Raw genomic sequence first — 24,458 nt, 5'->3', positions numbered from 1 at the left:
AAAGCGGCTACGCTCGCGGCATGAGCTGGCTCCGGGCCCTGAAGGACACCGCGCGCGCGGGACTGACGGTCGAGCGGACCCGGCTGGAGCCGCTCATCGCCATCCGTGCGGGCGTCGGTCTGGCCCTCGTCGTCGGGCTGAGCCTGGCCTTCCTGGGGCCCGGTTCGGCCGCGAGTTCCGCCTTCGGCGCCTTCATGGCCGCCGTCGCCTCCTTCCAGCGCAGCTGGCGCCCGCGTCCGGTGCTCGCGCTCGCCTCCGGGCTCACCCTCGCCGTCAGCACCTTCGTCGGCTACCTCGTCGGTTCCTCCCACACCCCGGCCTTCCTCGCCCTGCTGGCGGTGTGGACCTTCGCCTCCGGGATGCTCTGGGCGGCCGGGCCGACCGCCGGGGTGATCGCCTCCGGGAACGTGGCGATCATGCTGGTGACGGTCACCCTGCCGACCTCCGTGGCCCAGGCCGCCGGGCACGCCGCGCTGATCGCCGCGGGCGGGGTGGTGCAGGCGCTGCTGATCGTGCTGTTCCCGGTGCGTCGCTGGGGGGCCCAGCGCGACGCCCTCGCGGACGCGCTCGCCGCCGAGGGCGACTACGCGCGGCGGCTGCGCCAGGACCCGGCCGCGCCCTTCGACCCCGAACCGCTGATGACGGCCCGGTCCGCCGCCATCGTCACCCGGCGCCAGGCCCGCAACCGCCCCGCCGAACTGCACGGGGCGCGGGGGCTCGCCGAGCGGATCCGGCCCGTGCTGGCCTCGCTCGCCGACCCCGCGGTGGGGGCTCCGGCCGAGGGGCCCGCCCGGGACCGGGTGCGGGAACTGTTGGCCGCCGCCGGGTCCGTACTGGACGCCGCCGCGCGCGCCATCCGGCTCGGGGAGCCCGTCCGGCTGCCCGCGCCCGACCTGGCCGTCCTCAACTCGCCCGACACGCCCGATCTGCTCGAGGGGGCGGCGCTGCGGGCCGCGCGCCGGCTCGCGGCCCTGCTGGCGGACGTACTGGAGACCGCCGAGCCGGGATCCGGGCGGACGGCGGACCCCGCGGAATCGATGCTGCGCCCCACCCTGCCGGGGCTGGTCCCGCTGGTGGCGAAGGCGGTGCGTGCGGAGCTTCGGCCCGGATCGCCGATCCTGCGCCACGCGCTGCGCGTCACCGCGGTGACCTCGGCGGGCTACCTGATCGGGCACGCGCTGCCCCTGGGGCACGCCTACTGGGCGCCGATGGCCGCCGTCATGGTGATGCGGCCCGATTTCAGCCAGACCTACTCGCGCGCCGTCGCCCGCTTCGGCGGCACCCTCGTCGGGGTCGCGGTCGCCACCGGCATCGTCCAGCTCGCCCACCCCGGCATGTACCTCTCCGGGCTGCTGGCGGTGGTCAGCGCCTGCCTGATGTACGTCCTGATGCGCACGGGGTACGCCGTCTCCCAGGTCTTCGTATCGGCGTACGTCGTCTTCCTGCTCGGCATGGGCGGGGTGCGCTGGGACCAGACCGTCCGCGACCGGGTCTCCCTCACCCTCGTCGGCGGGCTCCTCGCGATGGTGGCCTACGCGCTCTACCCGGCGTGGGAGACCCCGCGGCTGCGCACCCGGCTCGCCGACTGGGTCGCGGCCGGCGGGCGGTACGCGGCGGCCGTGCTCGGGCAGTACGCCGACCCGGCCGGCGCCCGGCGTGCGGACGTGCGCGAGGCGGTGCTGGCCGCCCGGGACGCCCGGATCGCCTGGCAGGAGGCCCTTTCGCGGGCCGCCGGGGAGCCGGTGCGGCACCGGGGGATCTCCCGGTCGGCCGCCGACGACGCGGCCGAGGCGCTGGCGGCGCTGGGGCGGCGGGCGATGCTCCTGGAGGCGCACCTCCCCGACCGCGACGGGGACCCGGTACCGGGTGCGGCGGCGCTCGCGCACGCCCTGCGGACGGCGACCGAGGAGGGCGCCCGGGCGGTGCGGGAGCGGCGGGTCCCGCGGTGGGAGGCGGTCCGGGGCGTCCTGGACGGGCCGGACGGACCGCCGCCGGGGGTGCTGCGCGATGCCGCCGAGCTGCTGTGGGAGTCGTTGGAGGAGGTCTCGGCGGCGCTCGGGGCGAAACCGGCCGCCCGGCTGTGATCAAAGGACCACGCCCCGTGCACGTGCATCTGCCCATGCAGCTGTTTCTGAACACAGCTATGATCCGGTGCAGTTGACATCTGCACTATCGGGGGCTTCCTGTGGACCACGCGTACAACGGGATGGCGGCCGCGGCACTCGTCGGGGTGATGTGGCAGAAGAGCAGGCACAGCAACTCGCAGGGGTCTTGCGTGGAGTTCGCCAAGCTGCCGGGAGGCAACGTGGCGGTACGGAACTCACGTCACCCGGACGGACCGGCGCTGGTCTACACGCCGGCCGAGATAGAGGCGCTGTTGCTGGGCGTCAAGGACGGGGAATTCGACCACCTCATCGCCTGACGGCATGGGGCCGCGGGCAGCAGGCACAGGGCAGTGGAACGAGCCATGCACGTGCACTGGCCGGGAACGATCGCAGTGATCGTTCCCGGCCAGTGTCGTGTGGATCGGCCGATCGGCGACGGGCGCGCGCCCACCGTCGAGGTGGCGCCGCGGCCCTGTCGCCGCGTCAGTCCTGGAGCATGAACAGGGCCCAGACCACCTTGCCGGTGAGCCGTCCCGCGAGCGGGTGCCAGCCCCAGCTGTCGCTGTAGGAGTCCACGAGGAACAGCCCGCGCCCCGACTCGGCGTCGAAGTTCTCCGCCGTCCGCTCCGGCGAGAAGCAGCCCCCGGGCCGGTCCTCGCTCGGATCGCGCACCGCGCACACCAGCCGGGTGCTCCACCGCATCAAGTGCAGGCGGACCGGCGGGTCCTGCTCCCCGCGCGACCCCGTACAGCCGTGGGAATCCTCGGGAAGCGCGTGCCGCAGCGCGTTGGTGACGAGTTCGGAGACGACCAGGGAGACGTCGTCGAATCGGGCGTCCAGTCCCCACCCCGCCAGTGTCGAGCGGGTGAACGAACGGGCGCCGCGCACCGCCTCGTAGCGGGCGGGCAGAGCGCAGGAGGCGGACCCCGAGACAGCCGTGGGGTCGACCGGGGGTAGCCCCTGCCGTAACGGCTCTAGCACGGTCGATCCATTCGTCCCCATGCGAGGCACTCCCGGGATTCGCGGCCGGGCGGTGGCCCTGACCAGAAAGAACTGCGGGGTGGGTCTCGCGCCGGCGCGAAGAGCACGCAGGTGCGCGGGGACCATGCTTCCGAATGCGGATGTCAGATGCAAGGGCAGATGCACGTGCACGCGCCGGACCTGTCCGATCCCGTCATGGTTCTTGCTCATTTCTTCCTACGCATACTTACGGACTTCTTTTCCGGGACGCAGGATTCCGTTACAGAACGAGTACGGGCCGATGCGTTTTGGTGGCAGACTGCGGCCCCTGGGGTACGGGGGCCCCGCGCAGGCCAAGGCGAAGGGGAGGGCAGGACAAGTGACCGCAGAAGCCAGCGGTTCTGTGGTGCGCCGTATTCTCCTGGGCTCGCAGCTCAGGCGGCTCCGTGAATCCCGTGGGATCACCCGTGAGGCGGCCGGCTACTCGATCCGCGCGTCCGAGTCGAAGATCAGCCGCTTGGAGTTGGGAAGGGTGAGCTTCAAGGCAAGAGACGTCGAGGACCTCCTCACGCTCTACGGAGTCATGGACGGCACCGAGCGGGAGTCGCTCCTCGGGCTCGTCCGCGAGGCCAACGCGGCCGGCTGGTGGCACAGTTACGGCGACGTCCTGCCCGGGTGGTTCCAGACCTACATCGGGCTGGAGGGTGCCGCTTCCCTCATCCGTATCTACGAGGTCCAGTTCGTCCACGGCCTGCTCCAGACCGAGGCGTACGCCCACGCCGTCGTCAGCCGCGGCATGCCCACGGCCACCGCGGCCGAGATCGACCGACGGGTCGCGCTGCGCCTGGAGCGGCAGAAGGTCCTGGTCTCCGAGAACGCCCCCGTCTTCCACGCCGTCCTCGACGAGGCGGCCCTGCGCCGGCCGTACGGCGACCGGGACGTGATGCGGGGTCAGCTGGAGCACCTCATCGAGATCTCCCAGCGCCCGAACGTGCAGCTCCAGGTCATGCCCTTCTCCTTCGGCGGGCACGCGGGCGAGAGCGGCGCGTTCACGCTGCTCCGCTTCCCCGAGTCCGACCTCCAGGACATCGTCTATCTGGAACAGCTCACCAGTGCCCTCTACCTGGACAAGGAAGAGGAAGTGGGTCAGTACAGCCGGGCCATGGAACGGCTCCAGGGCGACTGCCCGGACCCGCGCCAGACTCGGGATCTTCTCCGGGGTCTGCTCCAACTGTCTTGATTCGCACGTACTATGACGACTGATCAGTCTCCGGTGCAGCGCAAGGGTGCGCGCTCGCAGTAAGGGATGGCATGTCCATATTCAGCGACTTGGCCCATCAGTACATCGACGGCGAGTGGCTGGCCGGTATGGGCTCGTGGGACATCATCGACGTGAACCCCTACAACGGGGAGAAGCTCGCGGCCATCACCGTGGCCACCGTCGAGCAGGTCGACCGTGCCTACCGGGCTGCCGAGCGCGCGCAGGCCGAGTGGGCCGCGACCAGCCCGTACTCCAGACGTGCCGTCCTGGAACGCGCCCTGCGGATCACCGAGGAGCGCGAGCCGGAGATCGTCGAGGCGATGATCGACGAGCTGGGCGGCACCCGGCCCAAGGCCGAGTACGAGATCCACTTGGCCAAGGAGTTCATCCGGGAGGCCATCCAGCTCTCCGTCCGCCCCGAGGGCCGCATCCTGCCCTCGCCGGTGGCGGGCAAGGAGAACAGGGTCCAGCGGCTGCCCGTCGGCGTCATAGCCGTCATCAGCCCCTTCAACTTCCCCTTCCTGGTCACCATGAAGTCGGTCGCGCCCGCGCTGGCGCTCGGCAACGCCGTGGTGATCAAGCCGAACCAGAACGCCCCGGTCGTCGGCGGCGGCGTGATCGCGAAGATCTTCGAGGAGGCGGGCCTGCCCGCCGGGCTGCTGAACGTCCTCGTCACCGACATCGCCGAAATAGGGGACGCGATCCTCACCCACCCGGTGCCCAAGGTGATCTCCTTCGCGGGTTCCGACCGGGTCGGCCGGCACGTCGGCGCCGTCGCCGCCCGCCACTTCAAGCGGACCGTCCTGGAACTGAGCGGCAACAGCGCGCTGGTCGTCCTCGACGACGCCGACCTCGACTACGCGGTGGACGCGGCCGTCTTCAGCCGCTTCGTCTACCAGGGCCAGGTCTGCATGGCCGCGAACCGGATCCTGGTGGACCGCTCGATCGCCCCCGAGTTCACCGAGAAGTTCGTCGCGAAGGTGCGCTCCCTGAACACGGGCGACCCGCACGACCCCGAGACCCACATCGGTCCCCTGATCAACTCCTTCCAGGCGGACGCGCTCACCGCGCTCGTGGACCGGGCCGTCGCTTCGGGGGCGCGGGCGCTGGTGCGCGGTTCTACGCGCGGCAACCTGGTCGAACCGACCGTCCTGGCGGACCTGCCCGAGGACTCCCCGCTGCTGGGCCAGGAGATCTTCGGTCCGGTGGCCCTGCTGGTCGTCTTCGACGGCGAGGAGGAGGGCGTACGGCTGGCCAACGCGACCCCGTACGGCCTCAGCGGCGCGGTCCACACGCGGGACGTGGAGCGCGGCGTGCGCTTCGCCCAGCGGATCGAGACGGGCATGATCCACGTGAACGACTCCACCATCGGGGACGAGCCGCTGGCCGCCTTCGGCGGCGAGAAGGCCTCGGGTCTGGGCCGGCTGAACGGCGAGGCGACGGTGGAGGCCTTCACCACGCAGAAGTGGATCTCGGTCCAACACGGTCGGACCCACTTCCCCTTCTAGGACAGCAACTGACCTAGTTGGTCCGTAGATTGTTCCTTGTCGAAGAGCCCCCCAGACAAGAGGCGGTCGTCCACCATGGTCACCCACGTTCCCGCGGAAGCGCACGGCGACGAGCGCGGCGCGCTCCTGACCTTCATCGAGGCCCAGCGCGGCGGGCTGCGGCGCTCGGTCCTCGGTCTCACGGACGAGCAGGCCGCGAGCCGCCCCAGCGCGAGCGAGCTCTCCCTGTCCGGGCTGCTCAAGCACGTGTCCGAGACCGAGCTGGGCTGGCTGCGGATGGCCCAGCAGCAGCCGAACGAGAAGCAGCGCACCCAGGAGACCTGGGCGGACAGCTTCCGGCTGGTCGGCGACGAATCGGTGGCCGCCGTCCTGGAGTTCTGGGACGGGGTGGTGGTCGAGCTGGAGAAGTTCGTCCGCGACCTGCCGAGCCTGGACGACACCTTCCCGCTGCCGGACCAGCCCTGGTTCCCCAAGGAGGGCCGGGTCTCGATGCGCTGGCTGCTCCTGCACCTGATCGAGGAGCACGCCCGGCACGCGGGGCACGCCGACGTCATCCGCGAGTCCCTCGACGGCAAGACCGCCTTCGAGCTGGTGGCCCAGTCCCAGGCGTAGGCCGTTCCCGCCGTACGGGCCCTACGCCGCCAGGGCGTGGGTCAGGCGGGCCGTGACGCGGCGGTGCAGGGCCAGGGTGGTCGCCGCGGTGAGCAGCCCGGCCGTGAGGGCGAGCAGCCACAGGGCGGCCGGCCCGGCGCCCTCGTAGAGGGTGACGCCCAGGGTGAGGGCGGCGAAGCGGGCGACGCCCCAGGTCCAACCGAAGGCGCCCTGGTAGCGGCCGCGGGCGTCCGCCGGGGCGAGGTTGGCGACGACGGAGGCCGCGATGCCGGCCACGACCACCTCGCCCAGCGACCAGACGGCCACCGACACCGTGTAGCCCACGATGCCGTCGGCGAGCCCGGTCAGCGCCACGCCCACGGCGATCAGCGCGCTGCCCGCCGCCTGCACGGGCAACTGGGGCAGCCGGGAGAGCAGGCCGGAGGCGAAGGGCTGCAGGGCGACCACCAGGACCGCGTTGACGGCCGCCGTCGCCCCGTAGGCGGCGGGGGAGAGCCCGCTGTCGCGCATGGCCAGCGGCAGCGCCACCTCGGTCAGCGAGTAGACGAAGAGCTGCACCCCGAAGAGCGGGAGCAGGGCGAGCAGCAGCCGGTCGCGCAGCACCACCCCGTAGCCGAGCCCGGCCCCGGCGTCCGCGGCCTTCGGCGCGTGCCGCGGCTCGCGCAGCCGGGTCGCCACCACCGCGGCGTAGACCAGCAGGGTCCCGGCGTCGACCGCGAAGAGCAGCCAGTAGCCGTGGGCGGCGAGGAACCCGCCCAGCACCCCGGCGACCGCGGTGCCGATGTTGACCCCCCAGCCGAAGAGGGCGTACGCACGCTGCCGGCGCTCCGCGTCCACGGTGTCGGCCAGCAGCGCGTAGGCGGCGGGACTGACGGTGGCCGAGGCGGCGCTCAGCAGCAGGGCCGCCGCGGCCATGGTCAGGGCGCCCGGGGCCAGGAACAGCGCGCCCTGCGCGGCCGCGGCGCCGAGCAGCCCGGTCAGCATGGTGGGCTGGCGGCCGATCCGGTCGGCGAGGAAGCCGCCGAGGACCGGGCCGAGCAGGTTGCCGGCGCCGAGCGCGCCGAGGACGTAGGCGGCCTCGGACCCCGTCACCCCGCGGTCGGCCAGCAGGAACACGAGGAAGGGCGTGACCAGGTGACCGAGCCGGTTGACGATCGTTCCGGCGAAGACGGTCCAGACGGTGGGCGGCAGGCCGCGGAAGGAGGAGGGCATGCGAGGAGCCTGCGCCCCTGCCCCCGCCCGCCGTATTGATTAAGCTCAGGCCGAATCCACCGGGCGCCTGTCCCGGTAGCCCCGGACGACCGGGGACGACGGTGGACACGGAGGCGGGGCTGTGGACTCGGAACTGAGCTTCTCGACGGCGGACCTGGCGCAGACCCGCTTCGCGGTCTCCCCGATGTGGGAGGTCGTCACCAGCTTCCGGCTGCTGGCCGGCGCGGCCGATCCCGTGCCGCACCGCCGCTGGGCCGAGCAGGTGCGCCCCCGGCTGGAGTGCGCGGGCCTGGACCGCGGTTGGCTGGCCGCGCTGGTCCCGGCCGGCGGCTACCTCGCGGACTTCCTCAACCCGACCCCGGCCGGTCCCTTCCCGGAGCTGGCCGCGGAGCTGGCGATGATCCGGGACACCGCTCCCGAGCGGGTACGGGCGGACCTCGCCCGGCTGCGGGCCGAGCGGCCCGGGCCCGCGGGCGCGGGGCCGGCCCGGCTGCGGCTGCTGGAGGAGGCGCCCGGGGCCGCGCTGGAGAAGGTCGCGGCCGAGATCGAGACCTACTGGGAGCTGGCGATCGCGCCCTACTGGGCCAGGATCCGCCAGGTGCTGGAGGCCGACGTCTTCCACCGGGCGCGCCAGGTGGCCGAGTACGGCTCCGCCCACGTGCTGAACGAGCTGCACGAGTCGGTGCGGTGGGACGAGGGCACGCTGCGCCTGGTGCGCAGGCACTGCTCGGTGACCCGGGACCACGCGGGTGCGGGGATGCTGCTGGTGCCCTCGGCCTTCGCCTGGTCGCGGGTGCTGACCCGCTCGGTGGTGCCGGAGCCGCCCCAACTGGCCTACCCCGCGCGCGGGATCGGCACGCTGTGGGAACCCCGTACCCCGGGGGCCGCCGGGGAGGCCGTCGCCGCGGTGCTGGGCCGCTCCCGGGCGCTGCTGCTCGCCGAACTCGACACCCCGGCCTCCACGACCGACCTGGCCGCCCGGTGCGGGCTGTCCGCGCCCGCGGTCTCGCAGCACCTGACGGCCCTGCGGGGCGCCGGGCTGGTCACCGCCCACCGGGCCGGCCGCTCGGTGCTGTACGCCCGTACCGCGGTCGCGGACGCGCTGCTCGCACCGGTGGGGGCGGCCTGAGCCCGGACGGGCCACCGCGCTCGCGCGGGCGGGGGCGCGCGGTCAGGCTGGACGCGTGCCGACGAACGCTCACGATTACCGCGACCTGAACCTGCGCGCCGTCTACGTCAACTGCACGCTCAAACGCTCGCCCGAGCCCAGCAACACCGACGGGCTGATCGACAAGAGCCGGGCCGTGATGGAGGCGAACGGCGTCACCACCGAGCTGATCCGCGCGGTCGACCGGGACATCGCCACCGGGGTCTGGCCCGACATGACCGAGCACGGCTGGGAGAGCGACGACTGGCCGGTCCTCTACTCGCAGATCATGGCGGCGGACATCCTCGTCCTGGCGGGCCCGATCTGGCTCGGCGACAACAGCTCCGTGACGAAGCGGGTCATCGAGCGGCTCTACGCCTGCTCCTCGGTCCTGAACGAGGAGGGCCAGTACGCCTACTACGGGCGGGTCGGCGGCTGTCTGATCACCGGCAACGAGGACGGGGTCAAGCACTGCGCGATGAACGTCCTCTACAGCCTCCAGCACCTGGGCTACACGGTCCCGCCGCAGGCGGACGCCGGCTGGATCGGCGAGGCCGGTCCCGGGCCCTCCTACATGGACCCGGGCTCCGGCGGCCCCGAGAACGACTTCACCAACCGCAACACCGCCTTCATGTCCTGGAACCTGATGCACCTGGCCGCCCTGCTCCGGCGCTCGGGCGGGATCCCGGCGCACGGCAACCAGCGTTCGCAGTGGGACGCGGGCTGCCGCTTCGACTTCCCGAACCCCGAGCACCGCTGAGCACCCCTTGCGGCCCCTCCGGCCCGCGCTTGCACCTCACGCGACGTGAGGCAGCACAGTGGGGCGCGTACCCGAGCAGAGGAGGGGCGGAGGCCATGGGCTACTCCGTGGGACAGGTCGCCGGTTTCGCGAGGACCACGGTGCGCACGCTGCACCACTACGACGAGATCGGGCTGCTCTCCCCGAGCGGCCGCAGCGGTGCGGGGCACCGGCGCTACGACGACGGCGACCTCGACCGCTTGCAGCGGATCCTGTTCTACCGGGAGCTCGGCTTTCCGCTCGACGAGGTGGCGGCCCTGCTGGACGACCCGCGGACCGATCCCCAGGAGCACCTGCGCAGGCAGCACGCGCTCCTGTCGGACCGGATCGGGACCCTCCAGCGGATGGCGGCGGCCGTGGAGCGCGCGATGGAGGCACGCACGATGAGCATCAACCTGACGCCCGAGGAGAAGTTCGAGGTCTTCGGGGACCACGATCCCGACCAGTACGCGGCGGAGGCCGAGCGACGCTGGGGCGCGACCGACGCCTACGCCGAGTCGCGGCGCAGGGCCGCGGCGGCCACGAAGGAGGACTGGCAGCGGATCATGGGCGAGGCCGACGACATCAACCGGCGGCTGGCCGCGCTGATGGACACGGGCGCGTCCGCGGAGTCGGTCGGCGCCATGGACCTGGCCGAGGAGCACCACGCCTGGATCGACGGGAACTGCTACGCCTGCTCGTACGAGATGCACACCTCGCTGGGCGAGATGTACGTCGCGGACGAGCGGTTCACGGCGTACTACGACAAGGTCCGCCCGGGCCTGGCGCTGTACCTGCGCGACGCGATCATGGCGAACGCGGTGCGCCGGGCGTAGGCGGGCGAGCGCACCCGTGAGCCCCCGCCGGGGTCTGGAACCCGGTGGGGGCCGTGTGCGTTCATACTTGAAACCACCGCCATGTGTTCCCACCCGGCGCAGGTCCTGCCCGCATCCCCCCGATCCAGGAGACTCCGGAACTCGTGAACATGCTCGCACTCGGCCCTGAGTGGATCTCTCCGGAGTACCTGATCGGGCAATTCGGCCTGATCGGCATCTTGGTCATCGTCTTCGCGGAATCGGGTCTCTTCGCGTTCCTGCCCGGCGACTCGCTGCTCTTCACGGCCGGCCTGTTCGTCGCGGCCGGCACGATCGAGGAGCCGCTGTGGGTGGTCTGCGCCCTGATCGTGGGCGCCGCGATCCTCGGTGACCAGGTCGGTTACATGATCGGCAAGGTCTTCGGGCCGAAGCTCTTCAACAAGCCCAATTCGAGGCTCTTCAAGCGCGAGAACCTCGACTCGGCGCAGGATTTCATGGTCAAGCACGGCCCCAAGGCCATCGTGCTCGCCCGCTTCGTGCCGATCATCCGCACCTTCGCGCCGATGGTCGCGGGCGCGACCGCGATGAAGTACCGCACCTTCCTCGCCTTCAACGTCATCGGTGGCGTGCTGTGGGGCGCGGGGGTCACGATCCTGGGCTACCAGCTCGGCCAGTTCGAGTTCATCAAGAACAACGTCGAGCCGATCTTCATCGGCATCGTCCTGATCTCCGTCATCCCGGTGATCTTCGAGGTCATGAAGTCCCGCAAGGAGAAGAAGGCGAACCCCGGCGCCACGGCCGAGCCCGGCACCGGCGGCCAGGAGGGCTTCCCGCCCGCCCCGGGGCAGCGCGGGCGGCACGCCAAGCGCTGACGGCCCCGCGCGCAGGCACCGACGCCCCGGGAGCACCTCGTGCCCCGGGGCGTCGGCGTACGGGTCAGAATCCTCGGGTCCGCTTGGCCGCGCGGCGCTTGGCGGCGCTCGCGGAGCCGGGGATCCGCATGAAGAGCCGCGAGGCCTCCGAGCCCAGGTTGACCCCGATGGCGATGGCGAAGGCGATCGCCGCGGCGTTGGTCAGCGAGGCGAAGCCCATGCTCAGCCGGTTCTCGGCGATCAGCAGCAGCCCGTAGTACGTCGCCGAGCCCGGCAGCAGCGGCCCGATGGCCGCGGTCACGAAGGGCAGGGCGGAGGCGAAGCGGTAGCGGGAGAAGAGCTGCCCGAACAGGCCCACCAGGCCGGCCGCGATCGCGGTGGAGGGCACGGGGGGCAGGTGGGCCGCGTAGTGCAGGGCGCCGTAGGTCACCCAGGCGACCCCGCCGTTGAGGGTCACGATCAGCACGGTGGAGCGTTCCTGTTGCAGCAGGATCGCGAAGGTGAAGACCAGCACCATCGAGGCCAGGATCTGCGTGACCGGCTGCGAGGTGATCTGGAGCGCCTCCTCCGGATTGGGCTCGGCATGCAGCTGGAGGCCGATGTAGATGACCACCAGCACGCCCATGATGATCCCGATGAAGAGGTACATGACCTCCAGCAGCCGGGCCGAGGCGGTGATGTAGTAGCCGGTCAGACCGTCCTGCACGGCTGCCACCAGGGCCCGCCCGGGCAGCAGCGCGAAGAGCCCGCCGGTGATCACGGCCGAGGCCCGCACGTCGATCTGCGCGAGTTTGAGGGCCACCCCGAGTGCGGCGGGCGGCATTCCGGCCACCACGAACTGGTAGAACTCCGGCAGCCCGCGCCCCGCGCACAGCCAGGCGAGGCGGTCGCCGAGCACGGCCCCGATCGCGGCCGCGAAGAAGACCAGGACGCCACCGCCGACGAGGGTGGAGGCGGCCCCGGCGAGCACCCCGGCGGCCAGGGTGAGCACCCAGCCGGGGTACGGGTGGCGGTTGCGGCGGATCTCGGCGAGGCGGCGGTAGGCCTCCTCCAGGGAGATCTCCCCTTCGTGCTCGTTGATGTCGTCGACGAGCCGGAAGACGGCGGCCAGCCGGGTGTAGTCGGTGCCCCGGCGGCGTACGGTCCGGCTCGCCGAGACGGGATCGTCCACCAGCGAGGGCTGGTGGGTGATCGAGAGCATGGTGAAGGTGACCGTGGGCTCGCAGCGGTCGAGCCCGTAGGCGCGGGCCACGGCGAACATGGCGGCCTCGACGTCCTCGGCGCCCTCGCCGCCCGCGAGCAGCAGCTCGCCGATGCGCAGGGTGAGGTCGAGGACGCGGCCGACGGCGGGCCCGGAGTCCTCGCTCACGCGCTGCACGGCCTCGGGGACCGGGCGGTCGCCCACGGGCATGCGCAGCATGGTGCGCATCCGGTCCTGCCAGGGGGATTCCTTCATCCGGGAGACCGGATACCCCTGGCCGGGGGTGTAGGCGGGCGGGGAGTGCCGGCCGCTGTAGGTGGCGGGCAGGGCGAAGGCGGAGCCCTCGGGTTCGATCGGTACGGCCGCGGTGCCCGCGGGGGCGGCGAACTCGGAGGTGGGCTGCTCGTCCTCGAAGACCGCCGCGTCGGCCACCCCGACGGGCTGGCTGAAGGCGCTGTGCGCCTCGTCCGAGGCGGGCTTGCGCCGGTCGCGGTCCTCTGAATCGGCCTCTGCAGCCACGCGCGCTCCTGTGTCCCTGGGCCGGATCCCCAACCGGTGATCCAATTATGCGGAATCGTTTCGTCCGTGGCGGCCCGGGATACGCCGACGGGCGGCGCCCCCGGTGACCGGGGGCGCCGCCCGTCGGGCGGAGATCAGCGGGGATCCACTCAGTGGTGGTCGCCCTGCGCCTCCAGGCGCTTGTACGAGGCCTCGATCTCGGCCTCGGCCTCGGTGCGGCCGACCCAGTTCGCGCCCTCGACGGACTTGCCGGGCTCCAGGTCCTTGTAGACCTCGAAGAAGTGCTGGATCTCCAGGCGGTCGAACTCGGAGACGTGGTGGATGTCGCGCAGGTGCTCCACGCGCGGGTCCGACGCCGGGACGCACAGCAGCTTGGCGTCGCCGCCCGCCTCGTCCGTCATGTTGAACATGCCGATCGCGCGGCACTTGATCAGGCAGCCCGGGAAGGTCGGCTCGTCGAGGATGACGAGCGCGTCCAGCGGGTCGCCGTCCTCGCCGAGGGTGTTCTCGACGAAGCCGTAGTCGGCCGGGTAGCTGGTGGACGTGAAGAGGCGACGGTCCAGGCGGATCCGGCCGGTCTCGTGGTCCACTTCGTACTTGTTCCGCGAACCCTTGGGGATCTCGATGGTGACGTCGAACTCCACGTCCTGCTCCTCCATGATCAGCTGCATTGCTTCGAGACTGCTGTGATCCGCGTGCGCGTCCGGCCCATCCCTGCGGGTGGGGTGCCATGCTCGCGGCAAGACTCAGTGGTTAAGTGTCCCTCACGCATACGTGTGATCGCGAAAGGGGCTGGTCGAGGTGCCATTGATCAAGACATGGCAGCTCATCGCCGGTTCGGCCGTTGCGGGCCTGGCCCTGTCGGCCACCGCGGTGGTCGCGGCCGGTCCGTGGGACTCCGGCCAGCGTAAGGCCGAGCGGGCCGCAGCCGCCTCTTGGGGCCGTACGGGTGGCGGAGATCACGGGGAATATGTCACTCCGCTCGCCGCCCCGAGCGCCCCGGGCGTCCTGGCGCCGTTGAACGCCCCCGGATCCGCCCCGGCCGCCCCGGCCGGGAACCACCAGGACCTCGCCGCCGCGCTGCGGCCGCTGCTGTCCGATTCCGCGCTCGGCACGGTCCGCGGCGCCTCGGTCGTCGAGGCGGCCACCGGCCGGGTGCTCTTCGACAGCGGCTCGCGCGAGGCGCTGACCCCCGCCTCCACGATCAAGATCGCCACCGCCACGGCCGCGCTCGCCGCCCTCGGCCCCGAGTACCGCATCCGCACCACCGTCGTCCCCGACCAGGGCGGCCGGATCGTCCTCGTCGGCGGTGGCGACCCCTCGCTCAGCGCCCGCAAGAAGAATCCGGCGGGCCCCGGCGGCAGCCTCGTCGCCCTCGCCGCCGACACCGCCCAGGCGCTGCGCTCCGCCAACACCGACACGGTCACCCTCGGGTACGACGCCACGCTCTTCAGCGGCCCCGCCCGTCACCCGATCGGCGCCAACGACAACATCGCGCCCGTCAGCGCCCTGATGGCCGACGAGGGCCGCTCCGACGAATCCTTCTTCGGCCCGGTGGGGCGCACCGACGACCCCGCCAAGGACGCCGCCGCCGCCTTCGCCGACCTGCTGCGCGAGCGGGGGATCAAGGTCACCGGCGACGTCGCCCCGGCCAAGGCCCCGGCCGGCGCCGCGCCGCTGGCCTTCACCCTCTCCACCCCGCTGGGCGGGCTCGTCGAGCGGATGCTGACCAACAGCGACAACGACATCGCCGAGGCGCTGGCCCGCCAGACCGCGCTCGCGGCCTCGAAGCCCGCGAGCTTCGAGGGCGGGGAACAGGCCGTCACCGAGCGGCTCGCCGGCCTCGGGGTCGACCTGAGCGGTGCCCGCTTCGCCGACGGCAGCGGGCTGAACCGGGCCGACAAGGTCAGCGCCGGGCTGCTCACCGCCCTGCTGACCAAGGCCGCGGACCCGGCCCGCCCCGCCCTGCGGCCCGTCCTCACCGGGCTGCCGGTGGCCGGGTTCAGCGGCACCCTGCGGGCCCGCAACGCCGGCGCCTCACCGGCGGCGGGGCTGCTGCGGGCCAAGACCGGCACGCTCACCGGGGTGAACTCGCTGGCCGGTACGGTCGTCGACCCCTCCGGGCGGCTGCTCGTCTTCGCGTTCCTGACGGCGAACACCCCGGCCCCGGACGCCGCCGAGAAGGCCCTGGACAAGCTCGCGGCCACCATCGCCACCACGCCGTAGCCCCGTCCGGGGGGATCCGCCCGGCGGCCCGTCCACGTACCGTTGACGCATGACGAGCATCGGTGGTGTGGAGATGGTCGACTGGAATCTCGCGGTGACGACCGCGACCCGGCTCGTACGGCCCGGCCCGGAGATCACCCGGGACGAGGCGCGGGCCGTGGTGGCGGAACTGCGCGAGCACGCCAGGACCTCGGAACGGCACGTGCGCGAGTTCACCAGGATGATGCCCGAGGGGTCGGTCGTCGAGGACACGCCGGTCCTGGTCGTCGACAGGGCCGGATGGGTCAAGGCCAATGTGGCGGGGTTCCGGGAGCTGCTGGGACCCCTGCTCGGCAAGATGCAGGAGCGGCGCGGCAACATGCCCGGAGGGGCCGTCCTCGGCGCGGTCGGCGGCAAGGTGACCGGGGTCGAGCTGGGGATGCTGCTGAGCTTCCTGTCCTCGCGCGTGCTCGGTCAGTACGAGACCTTCGCGCCGGTCTCCCGGGACCTGCCCGGTTCCGCGACGGGGGGCGGGCGGCTGCTGCTGGTGGCGCCCAACATCGTGCACGTCGAGCGCGAGCTGGAGGTCAACCCGCACGACTTCCGGCTGTGGGTGTGCCTGCACGAGGAGACGCACCGTACCCAGTTCACCGCCGTGCCGTGGCTGCGGGAACACCTGGAGGGCGAGATCCAGACGTTCCTCGGCGCCACCGAGATGGACCCGATGACCGTGCTGGAGCGGCTGCGCGAAGCCGCGCAGTCCCTGGTCGGGGCCCGTCCGGACGGCGAGCGCGGGGAAGAGGGGCGCTCCTTGGTGGAGCTCGTCCAGACCCCCGAGCAGCGGGAGGTGCTGGGGCGGCTGACGGCGGTGATGTCCCTGCTGGAGGGCCACGCGGACTTCGTCATGGACGGGGTCGGCCCCGAGGTGGTGCCCTCGGTCGCGGAGATCCGGGAGAAGTTCCAGACCCGCCGGGCCAGCGGCGCCGGACGGCTCGACGCGGCCCTGCGCAAGCTGCTGGGCCTGGACGCGAAGCTGCGTCAGTACCGGGACGGCGAGCGCTTCGTCCGCGCGGTCGTCGGGGAGGTCGGAATGGACGGCTTCAACCGGGTATGGACTTCCCCGAACACATTGCCGACCAAAGCGGAGATCGCCAAGCCCGCGGACTGGGTGGCCCGCGTCCACCGGCGGGGGGAGTGAAAAGGGGTGAACGAGGGGGCGTAAAGCTGTCTCGTTGGGGGAAGCAGCATCACCCGTCCGAGGGACCGTGAGCCGATGAAGGGCGTGCGATGCTCAGGGAACGGCTCGGTTCTGTCACCATCGACGCACTCTGAGTGACAGTCCGTCCTCTCGCGGAACCTTTCGCGGGGCCGGCGGGCGCAGCCGAGCAGCACCCCGAGCGCGCACCACCCCCAACGCCTTCGAGGCATCCGAACTCCACCGAAGGGCACCGGACATGGGTCCCCATCCTGCGGTCGCGGCGATACGCCTGGCGGTCCGCCGCGTACTCCACGACGTCCTCACCGACCTGACCGACCCCACCGAACGCCGCACCGCCCCCGCTGCCCGCCGCGCCGACCGCGCCGACAGCAGGGCCCGCACCGACCGCGCCGGCGGCCCGCAGCCGCTCGTGCTCGTCGCCTGCTCCGGTGGCGCCGACTCCATGGCGCTCGCCTCCGCCCTCGCCTTCGAGGCCCCCAAACTCGGCATCCGGGCCGGCGGCATCACCGTCGACCACGGCCTCCAGGACGGCTCCGACCTGCGCGCCGCCGAGGTCGTCAGCCGGATGACCGCACTCCACCTGGAACCGGCGGAAGCCATCGCCGTGCGCGTCGGCCGCGAGGGTGGACCCGAGGCCGCCGCCCGTGACGCCCGCTACGCCGCCCTCGACGAGGCCGCCGACCGGCTCGGCGCCGCCGCCGTCCTGCTCGGCCACACCCGGGACGACCAGGCGGAAACCGTCCTGCTGGGGCTGGCCCGCGGTTCCGGCATCCGGTCCCTGTCCGGGATGGCCGAGATCTCCGGAGGCCCCGGCCGCACCGGCCGCTACCGCCGCCCCTTCCTGCACATCGACCGGCAGACCGCCCGCAAGGCCTGCATGGTCCAGTCCCTGGCCGTCTGGGACGACCCGCACAACATCGACCCCGCCTACACCCGCTCCCGGCTGCGCCACGAAGGGCTGCCCGCCCTGGAGAAGGCGCTCGGCAAGGGAGTGGTCGAGGCCCTCGCCCGGACCGCCCAGCTCTCCCGGGACGACGCCGACGCCCTCGACGCCTGGGCCGCCGACGCGGAGTCCGCCGTACGGGACGAGCTCGGCCAGCTGGAGTGCGCCAAGCTCTTCGCCCTGCCCCCGGCCGTTCGCCGCCGCGTGCTGCGCAGGGCCGTCCTGTCGGCCGGTTCCCCCGCCGGTTCGCTCTTCGCCCGCCACATCGAGGAAGTGGACCGCCTGATCACGGGTTGGCGCGGTCAGGGCGCCATCAACCTGCCCGGCCGGGTCGAGGCCCAGCGCCAGGGTGGCAGACTGGTCATCCGGCAGGGCTGACGGCGATGACTGAGCCGTCGCCCCGGGCGGCTGAGTCCTCCGGGGAACCCCCGGAGCCACGGCGGACTACGAAAGTGATGCGGGTGGACGAGAAGGACATGGGCGACGACCTCCAGTCGGTGCTCATCACCAAGGAAGAGATCGACGCGAAGCTGGCCGAGCTGGCCGCGTCGATCGACGAGCAGTACGCGGGCAAGGACCTGCTCATCGTCGGCGTCCTCAAGGGCGCGGTGATGGTGATGGCGGACCTGGCACGCGCCTTGTCCACCCCGCTCACCATGGACTGGATGGCGGTGTCCTCCTACGGCGCCGGGACCCAGTCCTCCGGCGTGGTCCGCATCCTCAAGGACCTGGACACCGACATCAAGGGCAAGCACGTCCTGATCGTCGAGGACATCATCGACTCCGGTCTGACGCTGTCCTGGCTGCTGTCGAACCTGGGCTCCCGCGAGCCGGCCTCCCTGGAGGTCTGCACGCTGCTGCGCAAGCCCGACGCCGCGAAGGTCGCCATCGACGTCCGCTGGGTCGGCTTCGACATCCCCAACGAGTTCGTCGTCGGTTACGGCCTCGACTACGCGGAGAAGTACCGCAACCTGCCGTTCGTGGGCACGCTCGCCCCGCACGTCTACGGCGGCTGATCCCACCGCCGCCCCCGGGGTCCCCGATGGGGAACCTGGGGGCGATTCCCGCCGTTGGAGCATGCGAAGGCGGGTCTGTCAGCCGTCCCACGAGGCCGCGGGTGACAATTCAGGGGTACATTCCGAAGAACAGTCTTTACTCACAGCAGCATTTACCTACGGGCAGGAGGGACGGGGTGCTCTGCGCCCCGTATGGATGGACGTGAAGCGATACTTCCGTGGGCCGGTCATGTGGATCGTGCTGGCCGTCCTCGCCGTGGTCGTGTTGATGAACGTCGTCGGCTCCGGCGGCGGCTACAAGTCGGTGGAGACCAGCGAGGTCATCAAGGCGATCAACCAGGACCAGGTGTCGAGCGCCAAGCTCACCACCGGTGACAGCCAGATGATCAAGATCGAGCTGAAGAGTGGCGAGAAGCTCGGCAAGAACGACGGCACCAAGTTCCAGGCCAACTACATCGGGGACCAGGGCGTCGCGCTCGCCAAGGACCTCCAGACCAAGTACGACGCGGGCAAGATCGCGGACGGGTACACCGTCTCGCCGGACAAGACCAGCCCGTTCCTCAGCGTCCTGCTGAGCCTGCTGCCCTTCGTCCTGATCGTCGTGGTCTTCCTGTTCCTGATGAATCAGATGCAGGGCGGCGGCTCCCGCGTCATGAACTTCGGGAAGTCCAAGGCCAAGCTGATCACCAAGGACACCCCGAAGACGACGTTCGCCGACGTGGCGGGCTCGGACGAGGCGGTGGAGGAGCTCCACGAGATCAAGGAGTTCCTGCAGGAGCCGGCCAAGTTCCAGGCCGTCGGCGCGAAGATCCCCAAGGGCGTGCTGCTCTACGGCCCGCCCGGCACCGGCAAGACCCTGCTCGCGCGCGCTGTCGCGGGCGAAGCCGGTGTTCCCTTCTACTCGATCTCCGGTTCCGACTTCGTCGAGATGTTCGTCGGTGTCGGTGCCTCGCGTGTCCGTGACCTGTTCGAACAGGCCAAGGCCAACGCTCCGGCGATCGTCTTCGTCGACGAGATCGACGCCGTCGGCCGGCACCGTGGTGCGGGTCTCGGTGGCGGTCACGACGAGCGCGAGCAGACCCTCAACCAGCTGCTGGTCGAGATGGACGGCTTCGACGTGAAGGGCGGGGTCATCCTGATCGCCGCCACGAACCGTCCGGACATCCTCGACCCGGCGCTCCTGCGCCCCGGCCGTTTCGACCGCCAGATCGCGGTCGACCGTCCGGACATGCAGGGCCGCCTGGAGATCCTCAAGGTCCACCAGAAGGGCAAGCCGGTCGCTCCGGACGTCGACCTGGGCGCTGTTGCCCGTCGTACGCCCGGCTTCACCGGTGCGGACCTGGCGAACGTGCTGAACGAAGCCGCGCTGCTCACCGCGCGCGGGGACCGGAAGCTGATCGACAACCACGCCCTGGACGAGGCGATCGACCGTGTCGTGGCGGGCCCGCAGAAGCGGACCCGGATCATGTCGGACCGGGAAAAGAAGATCACCGCGTACCACGAGGGCGGCCACGCCCTGGTCGCGGCGGCTTCCCCGAACTCCGACCCGGTCCACAAGATCACGATCCTGTCCCGTGGCCGTGCCCTGGGTTACACCATGGTGCTGCCGGACGAGGACAAGTACTCCACCACGCGCAACGAGATGCTCGACCAGCTCGCGTACATGCTGGGCGGTCGCGCGGCCGAGGAACTGGTCTTCCACGACCCGACCACGGGCGCCGCGAACGACATCGAGAAGGCCACCGCCACGGCCCGCGCGATGGTCACCCAGTACGGCATGACGGAGCGCCTGGGCGCGATCAAGTTCGGTGGCGACAACACCGAACCGTTCCTGGGCCGCGACATGACGCACCAGCGCGACTACTCGGAAGAGGTCGCCGCGCTGGTCGACGAAGAGGTCAAGAAGCTCATCGAGACGGCGCACAACGAGGCCTGGGAAATCCTGGTCGAGAACCGCGACGTGCTCGACAACCTCGTCCTCGCGCTGCTGGAGAAGGAAACGCTCAACAAGGAGCAGATCGCCGAGGTCTTCTCGACGATCGTGAAGCGTCCGGCCCGCCCCGCGTGGACCGGATCCTCCCGCCGTACCCCGTCGACCCGTCCGCCGGTGCTCTCCCCCCGGGAGCTGTCCCTGACGAACGCGGCGAACGGAAGCTCGGCCCCCGGCACGACTCCGGTCTCCACGGAGAAGAGCCCCGAGGCGGTCCCGGAGGACCGTCCCGAGAGCTGACAGGGCGAGCACTCCGGAATGGATGCCGCGGTCCCCAGGTTCTAGCCTGGGGACCGCGGCACTTTTACATGTCCAGCACTGCTGTCCAGCACTGCAATGGCAGGAACGAGGAAGAGATGACCGATCCGGTGACCCTGGATGGCGAGGGCACGGCGACCCGCGAGTTCGATGAGAAGCGTGCCGAAGCGGCGGTGCGCGAGCTCCTCCTCGCGGTCGGCGAGAACCCGGACCGCGAGGGCCTCCTGGAGACCCCGGCGCGCGTGGCGCGGGCCTACCGGGAGATCCTGGCCGGCCTGTGGCAGGAGCCGGAGGACGTGCTCACCACGACCTTCGACCTCGGGCACGACGAGATGGTCCTGGTGAAGGACATCGAGATCGTCAGCCTCTGCGAGCACCACCTGCTGCCCTTCCACGGCGTGGCCCACGTCGGCTACATCCCGGCCGAGTCCGGCAAGATCACCGGCCTGTCGAAGCTGGCCCGGCTGGTCGAGGTCTACGCCCGCCGCCCGCAGGTGCAGGAACGACTCACCACCCAGATAGCCGACTCGCTCATGCGCATCCTGGAAGCCCGCGGAGCGATCGTCGTCATCGAGGCCGAGCACATGTGCATGTCGGTCCGCGGCATCCGCAAGCCGGGCGCCAAGACGCTCACCTCGGCGGTCCGCGGCCAGCTCCGCGACCCCGCGACCCGCGCCGAGGCCATGAGCCTCATCGTGGCCCGCTGAGGCCGCTCGGCCGTCTCTTCCGGATCGTGCCGGCGGCCGGTACCGGCAGGGCCGGGCGGCCCCGCCGCCGCACACGAAAGGGCGGCCGTCGCGCGTGCGACGGCCGCCCTTTCGTGTGCGCGTACCCGGGTCAGGCGCGGGCGGTCGCGTCGTCCTCGTCGTCCGGGAGGCGCAGGACGCGCTCCAGGAAGAGGGCCGCGGCGACCACCGCGACGCCGGCCAGGACCGAGAAGCCCGCGTAGTAGGCCTGCTCGCGGCGAGCGGGCACGTCCAGCCCGTCCGCCAGGAGGAAGACCCCCACACCGCCGTACATGCCCGCCACGAGGGCCGCCACCAGCGCGCTGGCCTGCCCGAAGACGACCGCGCGGGCCGCCATCAGCGGATCCACGCCCTTGGCGCCCGGTCGGCGCTCGCGCTGGGCCTTGAGGCGGCCGCGCAGCGAGAGGGCCGTGGCGCACAGCACGGCGGCGATCACCGCGAGGACGACCGGGGCGGCCAGCGGCACCCCCGGCAGGGTCCCGTAGGCGTTCCACAGCCTGGCGCCGGCCCAGGACAGCACCCCGGCGACGGCGAAGATGCCCGCCAGGACGGCCGGCCTCAATTGCTTCACGTGCCCGTTCCCCGCTTTCTCAGCCAACAGCAGTGAACAGGCTAACGACTACTCCGGCAGGTGGAGTTCCAGGTCGGGGCGCGCCGTGACGCCGTCCAGACCGATTCCCGCCAGCAGCCCGGCGACCGGACCGTGGCCCGCGATCTCGGCCTCGGGGTCGACGTCCTGCCAAGGGGCCAGGACGAAGGCCCGCAGGTGCGCCCGCGGGTGGGGGAGGGTGAGCGTCGGGTCGTCGGAGACCACGTCGGCGTACGCGACGATGTCGACGTCGATCGTGCGGGGCCCCCAGCGCTCCTCGCGGACGCGGTCGAAGGCCTCTTCGATGGCGTGTCCGCGCTCCAGCAGGGAGGACGGCGGCAGCGTGGTCTTCACGCGGACCACGGCGTTGAAGTAGGACGGCTGGGAGCCGGGCTCGACGCCCCAGGGCTCCGTCTCGTACACGGTGGAGACGCCCTTGACCCGCAGGCCCGGGGTGTCGCCGAGGGCGTCGATGGCGCCCTGGAGGGTCTCCAGGCGGTTGCCGAGGTTCGCGCCGAGCGCGATGACGGCCCAGCGGGGGTTGGAGAGCGTGACGTCCGCCGCGTCCACCGTCTCGACGACGGAGGCGGGGACCGGCTGTACGGTCGGGTCGCTCTGTGCGTTCAGTCCGTTGTTCATGCGCGGCTCCGGGTGATCGTGATGGTCACGTCGTCGAAGGGGACGGTGATCGGTGCGTCGGGTTTGTGCACGACGACCTCCACCTGCGCGACGGCGTCGTGCTTGAGGCAGCGCTGGGCGATCCGCTCGGCGAGGGTCTCGATCAGGTCGACCGGCTCGCCCTGGACGACCTCCACGACCTCTTCGGCCACCACGCCGTAGTGCACGGTCTTGGCCAGGTCGTCGTCCGATGCGGCCGGCCGGGTGTCGATGTGGAGCACCAGGTCGACGATGAAGGTCTGGCCTTCCTCGCGTTCCCGGGGGAAGACGCCGTGGTGTCCGCGAGCCTTGAGGCCGCGCAGCGCGATGCGATCCACGCGAATCACTCCTGCTTTCGTAGGTGCTGCCGTCCGGGACTCCCCGGGGCATGGGCCTGAGCCGAGTGCGGTCGGCGTCGTCCGTCTTCGAATTTACCTGCGATAAAAGGCAAACCGTGCCGACGGGGTCAGGAAGGGTCCTCGTCCTCGTCCTCGTCGGAGTCCGTGAGCACCGGAGAACCGTGGTGGGACCACAGCCGCCAGCCCTGCGATGTGCGACGGAACACATTCGTCGCGACGACCAGCTGTCCCACGAGGGGGCCCAGCTCGCCGCCGTCCTCGGCGGGCCCGCCGCTGAGGATGTTCTCGGTGCAGGTGACCACGGCCGTATCGGCTATCACGGCCACCTTGGTGTCGGTCAGGAAGAACTGGATGTACTCGGTGTGGCTCATGATCAGGGCGTACGAGCGCAGCACCTCGCCGCGGCCCGCCAGTACCGGCCAGCCCGGGTGGACGCAGGAGATCTCGTCCTCCAGCCACAGGGCCGAGAGCGCGTCGAAGTCCCCCTGCTCCATCGCCTCGTAGAAGGCCGTGTTGACCTCTTCGACCGCTTCGATGTCGGTACGGCTCACCGTGCCCCTTCCCCTGCGCGTCCGCCCGCCGTGCTGATCACTTCGATCACTGTGCGGATCACAGTGCCCCTTCCACGGCGCGGGCCACCCGAACCGCGTCCGCCGTCGCCCGTACCTCGTGGACCCGGACCGCCCAGGCGCCCTCGTGCGCCGCGATGGCGGAGACGGCCGCGGTGGCCGCGTCGCGCTCGCGGGCGGGCGGGGGAGCGGAGCGCCCGCCCGCCAGCACCCGGCCGAGGAACCGCTTGCGGGAGGCCGCGACCAGCAGCGGGAAGCCCAGCGCGCGCAGCTCGGGGAGGTGCGCGACGAGCGCCAGGTCGTGCTCGGCGTTCTTGGCGAAGCCCAGACCGGGGTCGACGAGGAGCCGCCCGGGGGCGATCCCGCCCTCGATGACGGCGTCGATCCGCACCTGCAGCTCGGCGGTGACCTCGGCGACGACGTCGTCGTAGACGGCGAGGCCGTTCATGCCGTCGCTGAAGCCGCGCCAGTGCATAACCACGAAGGGCACCTCGGCGGCCGCGACGGCCGCGATCATGCCGGGGTCGGCCAGGCCGCCGCTCACGTCGTTGACCAGCACCGCGCCCGCCTCGACGGCCCGAGCGGCCACGGTGGCGCGCATGGTGTCGACGGACACGGCGACGCCCTCGGAGGCCAGGCCGCGCACCACGGGGACGACCCGGCGCAGCTCCTCCTCCTCGTCGACCCGGCTCGCACCGGGCCGGGTGGACTCGCCCCCGACGTCCACGAGGTCGGCGCCCTGGGCCACCAGGTCCAGCCCGCGCTTGACGGCCGCGGTGGTGTCGAACCAGCGTCCGCCGTCGGAGAAGGAGTCGGGGGTGACGTTGACGACGCCCATGACCCCGCAGCGGTCCCACTCGGGCAGACCCGTGACCGAGCCCCGGGCGACGGTCCCGCGCTTGTTGTTCATAGGTCCA

General features: G+C 71.7%; 24 protein-coding genes. 15 read left to right on the top strand and 9 right to left on the bottom strand.

Annotated features, from left to right (window positions below):
* Positions 1-20: 20 nt before the first annotated feature.
* Positions 21-2,084, top strand: a complete 2,064-nt coding sequence (locus ACZ4UB_RS19100; protein ID WP_468071520.1) for an FUSC family protein — start codon at positions 21-23, stop codon at positions 2,082-2,084.
* 101 nt (positions 2,085-2,185) lie between these two features.
* Positions 2,186-2,422, top strand: a complete 237-nt coding sequence (locus ACZ4UB_RS19095) for a DUF397 domain-containing protein (RefSeq protein ID WP_283461268.1) — start codon at positions 2,186-2,188, stop codon at positions 2,420-2,422.
* Between the two features lie 166 nt (positions 2,423-2,588).
* On the opposite strand, the gene ACZ4UB_RS19090 is transcribed toward ACZ4UB_RS19095, so the two are convergent.
* The gene (locus ACZ4UB_RS19090) at positions 2,589-3,107 is read right to left on the bottom strand and encodes an ATP-binding protein (RefSeq protein WP_468071518.1); all 519 of its coding nucleotides are present in this window, start codon (positions 3,105-3,107) and stop codon (positions 2,589-2,591) included.
* Positions 3,108-3,468: 361 nt separating this feature from the next.
* Between ACZ4UB_RS19090 and ACZ4UB_RS19085 the strand changes: the two genes are divergently transcribed.
* From ACZ4UB_RS19085 to ACZ4UB_RS19075, 3 genes are all read left to right on the top strand, one after another.
* Entirely contained in the window at positions 3,469-4,305 is an 837-nt protein-coding gene (locus tag ACZ4UB_RS19085; protein WP_354380780.1) for a helix-turn-helix domain-containing protein, read from the top strand.
* A 71-nt stretch (positions 4,306-4,376) separates the two neighbouring features.
* Complete coding sequence (locus ACZ4UB_RS19080; RefSeq protein ID WP_354380623.1) at positions 4,377-5,834, top strand: aldehyde dehydrogenase family protein; 1,458 nt, start codon at positions 4,377-4,379, stop codon at positions 5,832-5,834.
* Positions 5,835-5,909: 75 nt separating this feature from the next.
* Entirely contained in the window at positions 5,910-6,446 is a 537-nt protein-coding gene (locus ACZ4UB_RS19075; RefSeq protein WP_468071516.1) for a DinB family protein, read from the top strand.
* 21 nt (positions 6,447-6,467) lie between these two features.
* Here ACZ4UB_RS19075 and ACZ4UB_RS19070 read toward each other — a convergent pair whose 3' ends face one another.
* Complete coding sequence (locus ACZ4UB_RS19070) at positions 6,468-7,658, bottom strand: MFS transporter (protein WP_468071514.1); 1,191 nt, start codon at positions 7,656-7,658, stop codon at positions 6,468-6,470.
* Between the two features lie 121 nt (positions 7,659-7,779).
* Between ACZ4UB_RS19070 and ACZ4UB_RS19065 the strand changes: the two genes are divergently transcribed.
* The 4 genes from ACZ4UB_RS19065 (at position 7,780) to ACZ4UB_RS19050 (ending at position 11,270) form a co-directional block, all read left to right on the top strand.
* The gene (locus ACZ4UB_RS19065) at positions 7,780-8,787 is read left to right on the top strand and encodes an ArsR/SmtB family transcription factor (RefSeq protein ID WP_468071512.1); all 1,008 of its coding nucleotides are present in this window, start codon (positions 7,780-7,782) and stop codon (positions 8,785-8,787) included.
* Between the two features lie 55 nt (positions 8,788-8,842).
* Positions 8,843-9,565, top strand: coding sequence for a flavodoxin family protein (locus ACZ4UB_RS19060; RefSeq protein WP_468071510.1), 723 nt, complete (start codon positions 8,843-8,845; stop codon positions 9,563-9,565).
* A 95-nt stretch (positions 9,566-9,660) separates the two neighbouring features.
* On the top strand, positions 9,661-10,419 hold the full coding sequence (locus tag ACZ4UB_RS19055; protein WP_468071508.1) for a MerR family transcriptional regulator: 759 nt from the start codon (positions 9,661-9,663) through the stop codon (positions 10,417-10,419).
* Positions 10,420-10,568: 149 nt separating this feature from the next.
* On the top strand, positions 10,569-11,270 hold the full coding sequence (locus ACZ4UB_RS19050) for a DedA family protein (RefSeq protein ID WP_468071656.1): 702 nt from the start codon (positions 10,569-10,571) through the stop codon (positions 11,268-11,270).
* A 64-nt stretch (positions 11,271-11,334) separates the two neighbouring features.
* Here ACZ4UB_RS19050 and ACZ4UB_RS19045 read toward each other — a convergent pair whose 3' ends face one another.
* Positions 11,335-12,990 (bottom strand): threonine/serine exporter family protein, encoded by a 1,656-nt coding sequence (locus tag ACZ4UB_RS19045; RefSeq protein ID WP_468071506.1) that lies wholly within the window; start codon positions 12,988-12,990, stop codon positions 11,335-11,337.
* Between the two features lie 149 nt (positions 12,991-13,139).
* Positions 13,140-13,634, bottom strand: coding sequence for an inorganic diphosphatase (locus tag ACZ4UB_RS19040; RefSeq protein WP_112453683.1), 495 nt, complete (start codon positions 13,632-13,634; stop codon positions 13,140-13,142).
* Between the two features lie 157 nt (positions 13,635-13,791).
* On the opposite strand from ACZ4UB_RS19040, the gene dacB reads away from it, so the two are divergent.
* The 6 genes from dacB (at position 13,792) to folE (ending at position 21,328) form a co-directional block, all read left to right on the top strand.
* Positions 13,792-15,216, top strand: a complete 1,425-nt coding sequence (gene dacB / locus ACZ4UB_RS19035; RefSeq protein ID WP_468071504.1) for a D-alanyl-D-alanine carboxypeptidase/D-alanyl-D-alanine endopeptidase — start codon at positions 13,792-13,794, stop codon at positions 15,214-15,216.
* A gap of 49 nt (positions 15,217-15,265) precedes the next feature.
* Positions 15,266-16,393 (top strand): zinc-dependent metalloprotease, encoded by a 1,128-nt coding sequence (locus tag ACZ4UB_RS19030; protein ID WP_354380615.1) that lies wholly within the window; start codon positions 15,266-15,268, stop codon positions 16,391-16,393.
* 256 nt (positions 16,394-16,649) lie between these two features.
* Complete coding sequence (gene tilS, locus ACZ4UB_RS19025) at positions 16,650-17,735, top strand: tRNA lysidine(34) synthetase TilS (protein ID WP_468071502.1); 1,086 nt, start codon at positions 16,650-16,652, stop codon at positions 17,733-17,735.
* A gap of 77 nt (positions 17,736-17,812) precedes the next feature.
* Entirely contained in the window at positions 17,813-18,373 is a 561-nt protein-coding gene (hpt, locus tag ACZ4UB_RS19020) for a hypoxanthine phosphoribosyltransferase (RefSeq protein ID WP_468071500.1), read from the top strand.
* A gap of 196 nt (positions 18,374-18,569) precedes the next feature.
* Positions 18,570-20,603: an ATP-dependent zinc metalloprotease FtsH gene (gene ftsH, locus ACZ4UB_RS19015; protein ID WP_467962351.1), complete on the top strand. Its 2,034-nt coding sequence runs from the start codon at positions 18,570-18,572 to the stop codon at positions 20,601-20,603.
* A gap of 116 nt (positions 20,604-20,719) precedes the next feature.
* Positions 20,720-21,328, top strand: a complete 609-nt coding sequence (folE, locus tag ACZ4UB_RS19010) for a GTP cyclohydrolase I FolE (RefSeq protein WP_354380779.1) — start codon at positions 20,720-20,722, stop codon at positions 21,326-21,328.
* Positions 21,329-21,458: 130 nt separating this feature from the next.
* On the opposite strand, the gene ACZ4UB_RS19005 is transcribed toward folE, so the two are convergent.
* The 5 genes from ACZ4UB_RS19005 to folP all read right to left on the bottom strand — a co-directional run bounded on the left by ACZ4UB_RS19005 (position 21,459) and on the right by folP (position 24,451).
* Positions 21,459-21,938: a DUF3180 domain-containing protein gene (locus ACZ4UB_RS19005; protein WP_354380612.1), complete on the bottom strand. Its 480-nt coding sequence runs from the start codon at positions 21,936-21,938 to the stop codon at positions 21,459-21,461.
* 48 nt (positions 21,939-21,986) lie between these two features.
* A complete protein-coding gene (gene folK / locus ACZ4UB_RS19000) occupies positions 21,987-22,595 on the bottom strand; it encodes a 2-amino-4-hydroxy-6-hydroxymethyldihydropteridine diphosphokinase (RefSeq protein WP_399264957.1) in 609 nt (202 codons plus the stop codon).
* Positions 22,592-22,951, bottom strand: coding sequence for a dihydroneopterin aldolase (gene folB, locus ACZ4UB_RS18995; RefSeq protein WP_354380610.1), 360 nt, complete (start codon positions 22,949-22,951; stop codon positions 22,592-22,594). The genes folK and folB overlap by 4 nt, the downstream gene beginning before the upstream one ends.
* A 128-nt stretch (positions 22,952-23,079) precedes the next feature.
* Positions 23,080-23,523, bottom strand: coding sequence for a nuclear transport factor 2 family protein (locus ACZ4UB_RS18990; protein WP_467962347.1), 444 nt, complete (start codon positions 23,521-23,523; stop codon positions 23,080-23,082).
* Positions 23,524-23,581: 58 nt separating this feature from the next.
* Entirely contained in the window at positions 23,582-24,451 is an 870-nt protein-coding gene (gene folP / locus ACZ4UB_RS18985; RefSeq protein WP_468071498.1) for a dihydropteroate synthase, read from the bottom strand.
* Positions 24,452-24,458 lie beyond the last annotated feature (7 nt).

The organism is Streptomyces sp. NPDC028419 (assembly GCF_055565515.1).
This window is presented reverse-complemented; position numbering and strand designations above follow the sequence as displayed.

Bases quoted from the DNA above. Each gene is read 5' to 3' on its own strand.
- folK (WP_399264957.1), bottom strand. From the start codon at position 22,595: ATGAACAACGGACTGAACGCACAGAGCGACCCGACCGTACAGCCGGTC.
- ACZ4UB_RS19070 (WP_468071514.1), bottom strand. From the start codon at position 7,658: ATGCCCTCCTCCTTCCGCGGCCTGCCGCCCACCGTCTGGACCGTCTTC.
- hpt (WP_468071500.1), top strand. From the start codon at position 17,813: ATGCGGGTGGACGAGAAGGACATGGGCGACGACCTCCAGTCGGTGCTC.
- folE (WP_354380779.1), top strand. From the start codon at position 20,720: ATGACCGATCCGGTGACCCTGGATGGCGAGGGCACGGCGACCCGCGAG.
- ACZ4UB_RS19075 (WP_468071516.1), top strand. From the start codon at position 5,910: ATGGTCACCCACGTTCCCGCGGAAGCGCACGGCGACGAGCGCGGCGCG.
- ACZ4UB_RS19030 (WP_354380615.1), top strand. From the start codon at position 15,266: ATGACGAGCATCGGTGGTGTGGAGATGGTCGACTGGAATCTCGCGGTG.
- tilS (WP_468071502.1), top strand. From the start codon at position 16,650: ATGGGTCCCCATCCTGCGGTCGCGGCGATACGCCTGGCGGTCCGCCGC.
- ACZ4UB_RS19050 (WP_468071656.1), top strand. From the start codon at position 10,569: ATGCTCGCACTCGGCCCTGAGTGGATCTCTCCGGAGTACCTGATCGGG.
- ftsH (WP_467962351.1), top strand. From the start codon at position 18,570: ATGGACGTGAAGCGATACTTCCGTGGGCCGGTCATGTGGATCGTGCTG.
- ACZ4UB_RS19090 (WP_468071518.1), bottom strand. From the start codon at position 3,107: ATGGGGACGAATGGATCGACCGTGCTAGAGCCGTTACGGCAGGGGCTA.
- ACZ4UB_RS19055 (WP_468071508.1), top strand. From the start codon at position 9,661: ATGGGCTACTCCGTGGGACAGGTCGCCGGTTTCGCGAGGACCACGGTG.
- ACZ4UB_RS19100 (WP_468071520.1), top strand. From the start codon at position 21: ATGAGCTGGCTCCGGGCCCTGAAGGACACCGCGCGCGCGGGACTGACG.
- folP (WP_468071498.1), bottom strand. From the start codon at position 24,451: ATGAACAACAAGCGCGGGACCGTCGCCCGGGGCTCGGTCACGGGTCTG.
- ACZ4UB_RS19080 (WP_354380623.1), top strand. From the start codon at position 4,377: ATGTCCATATTCAGCGACTTGGCCCATCAGTACATCGACGGCGAGTGG.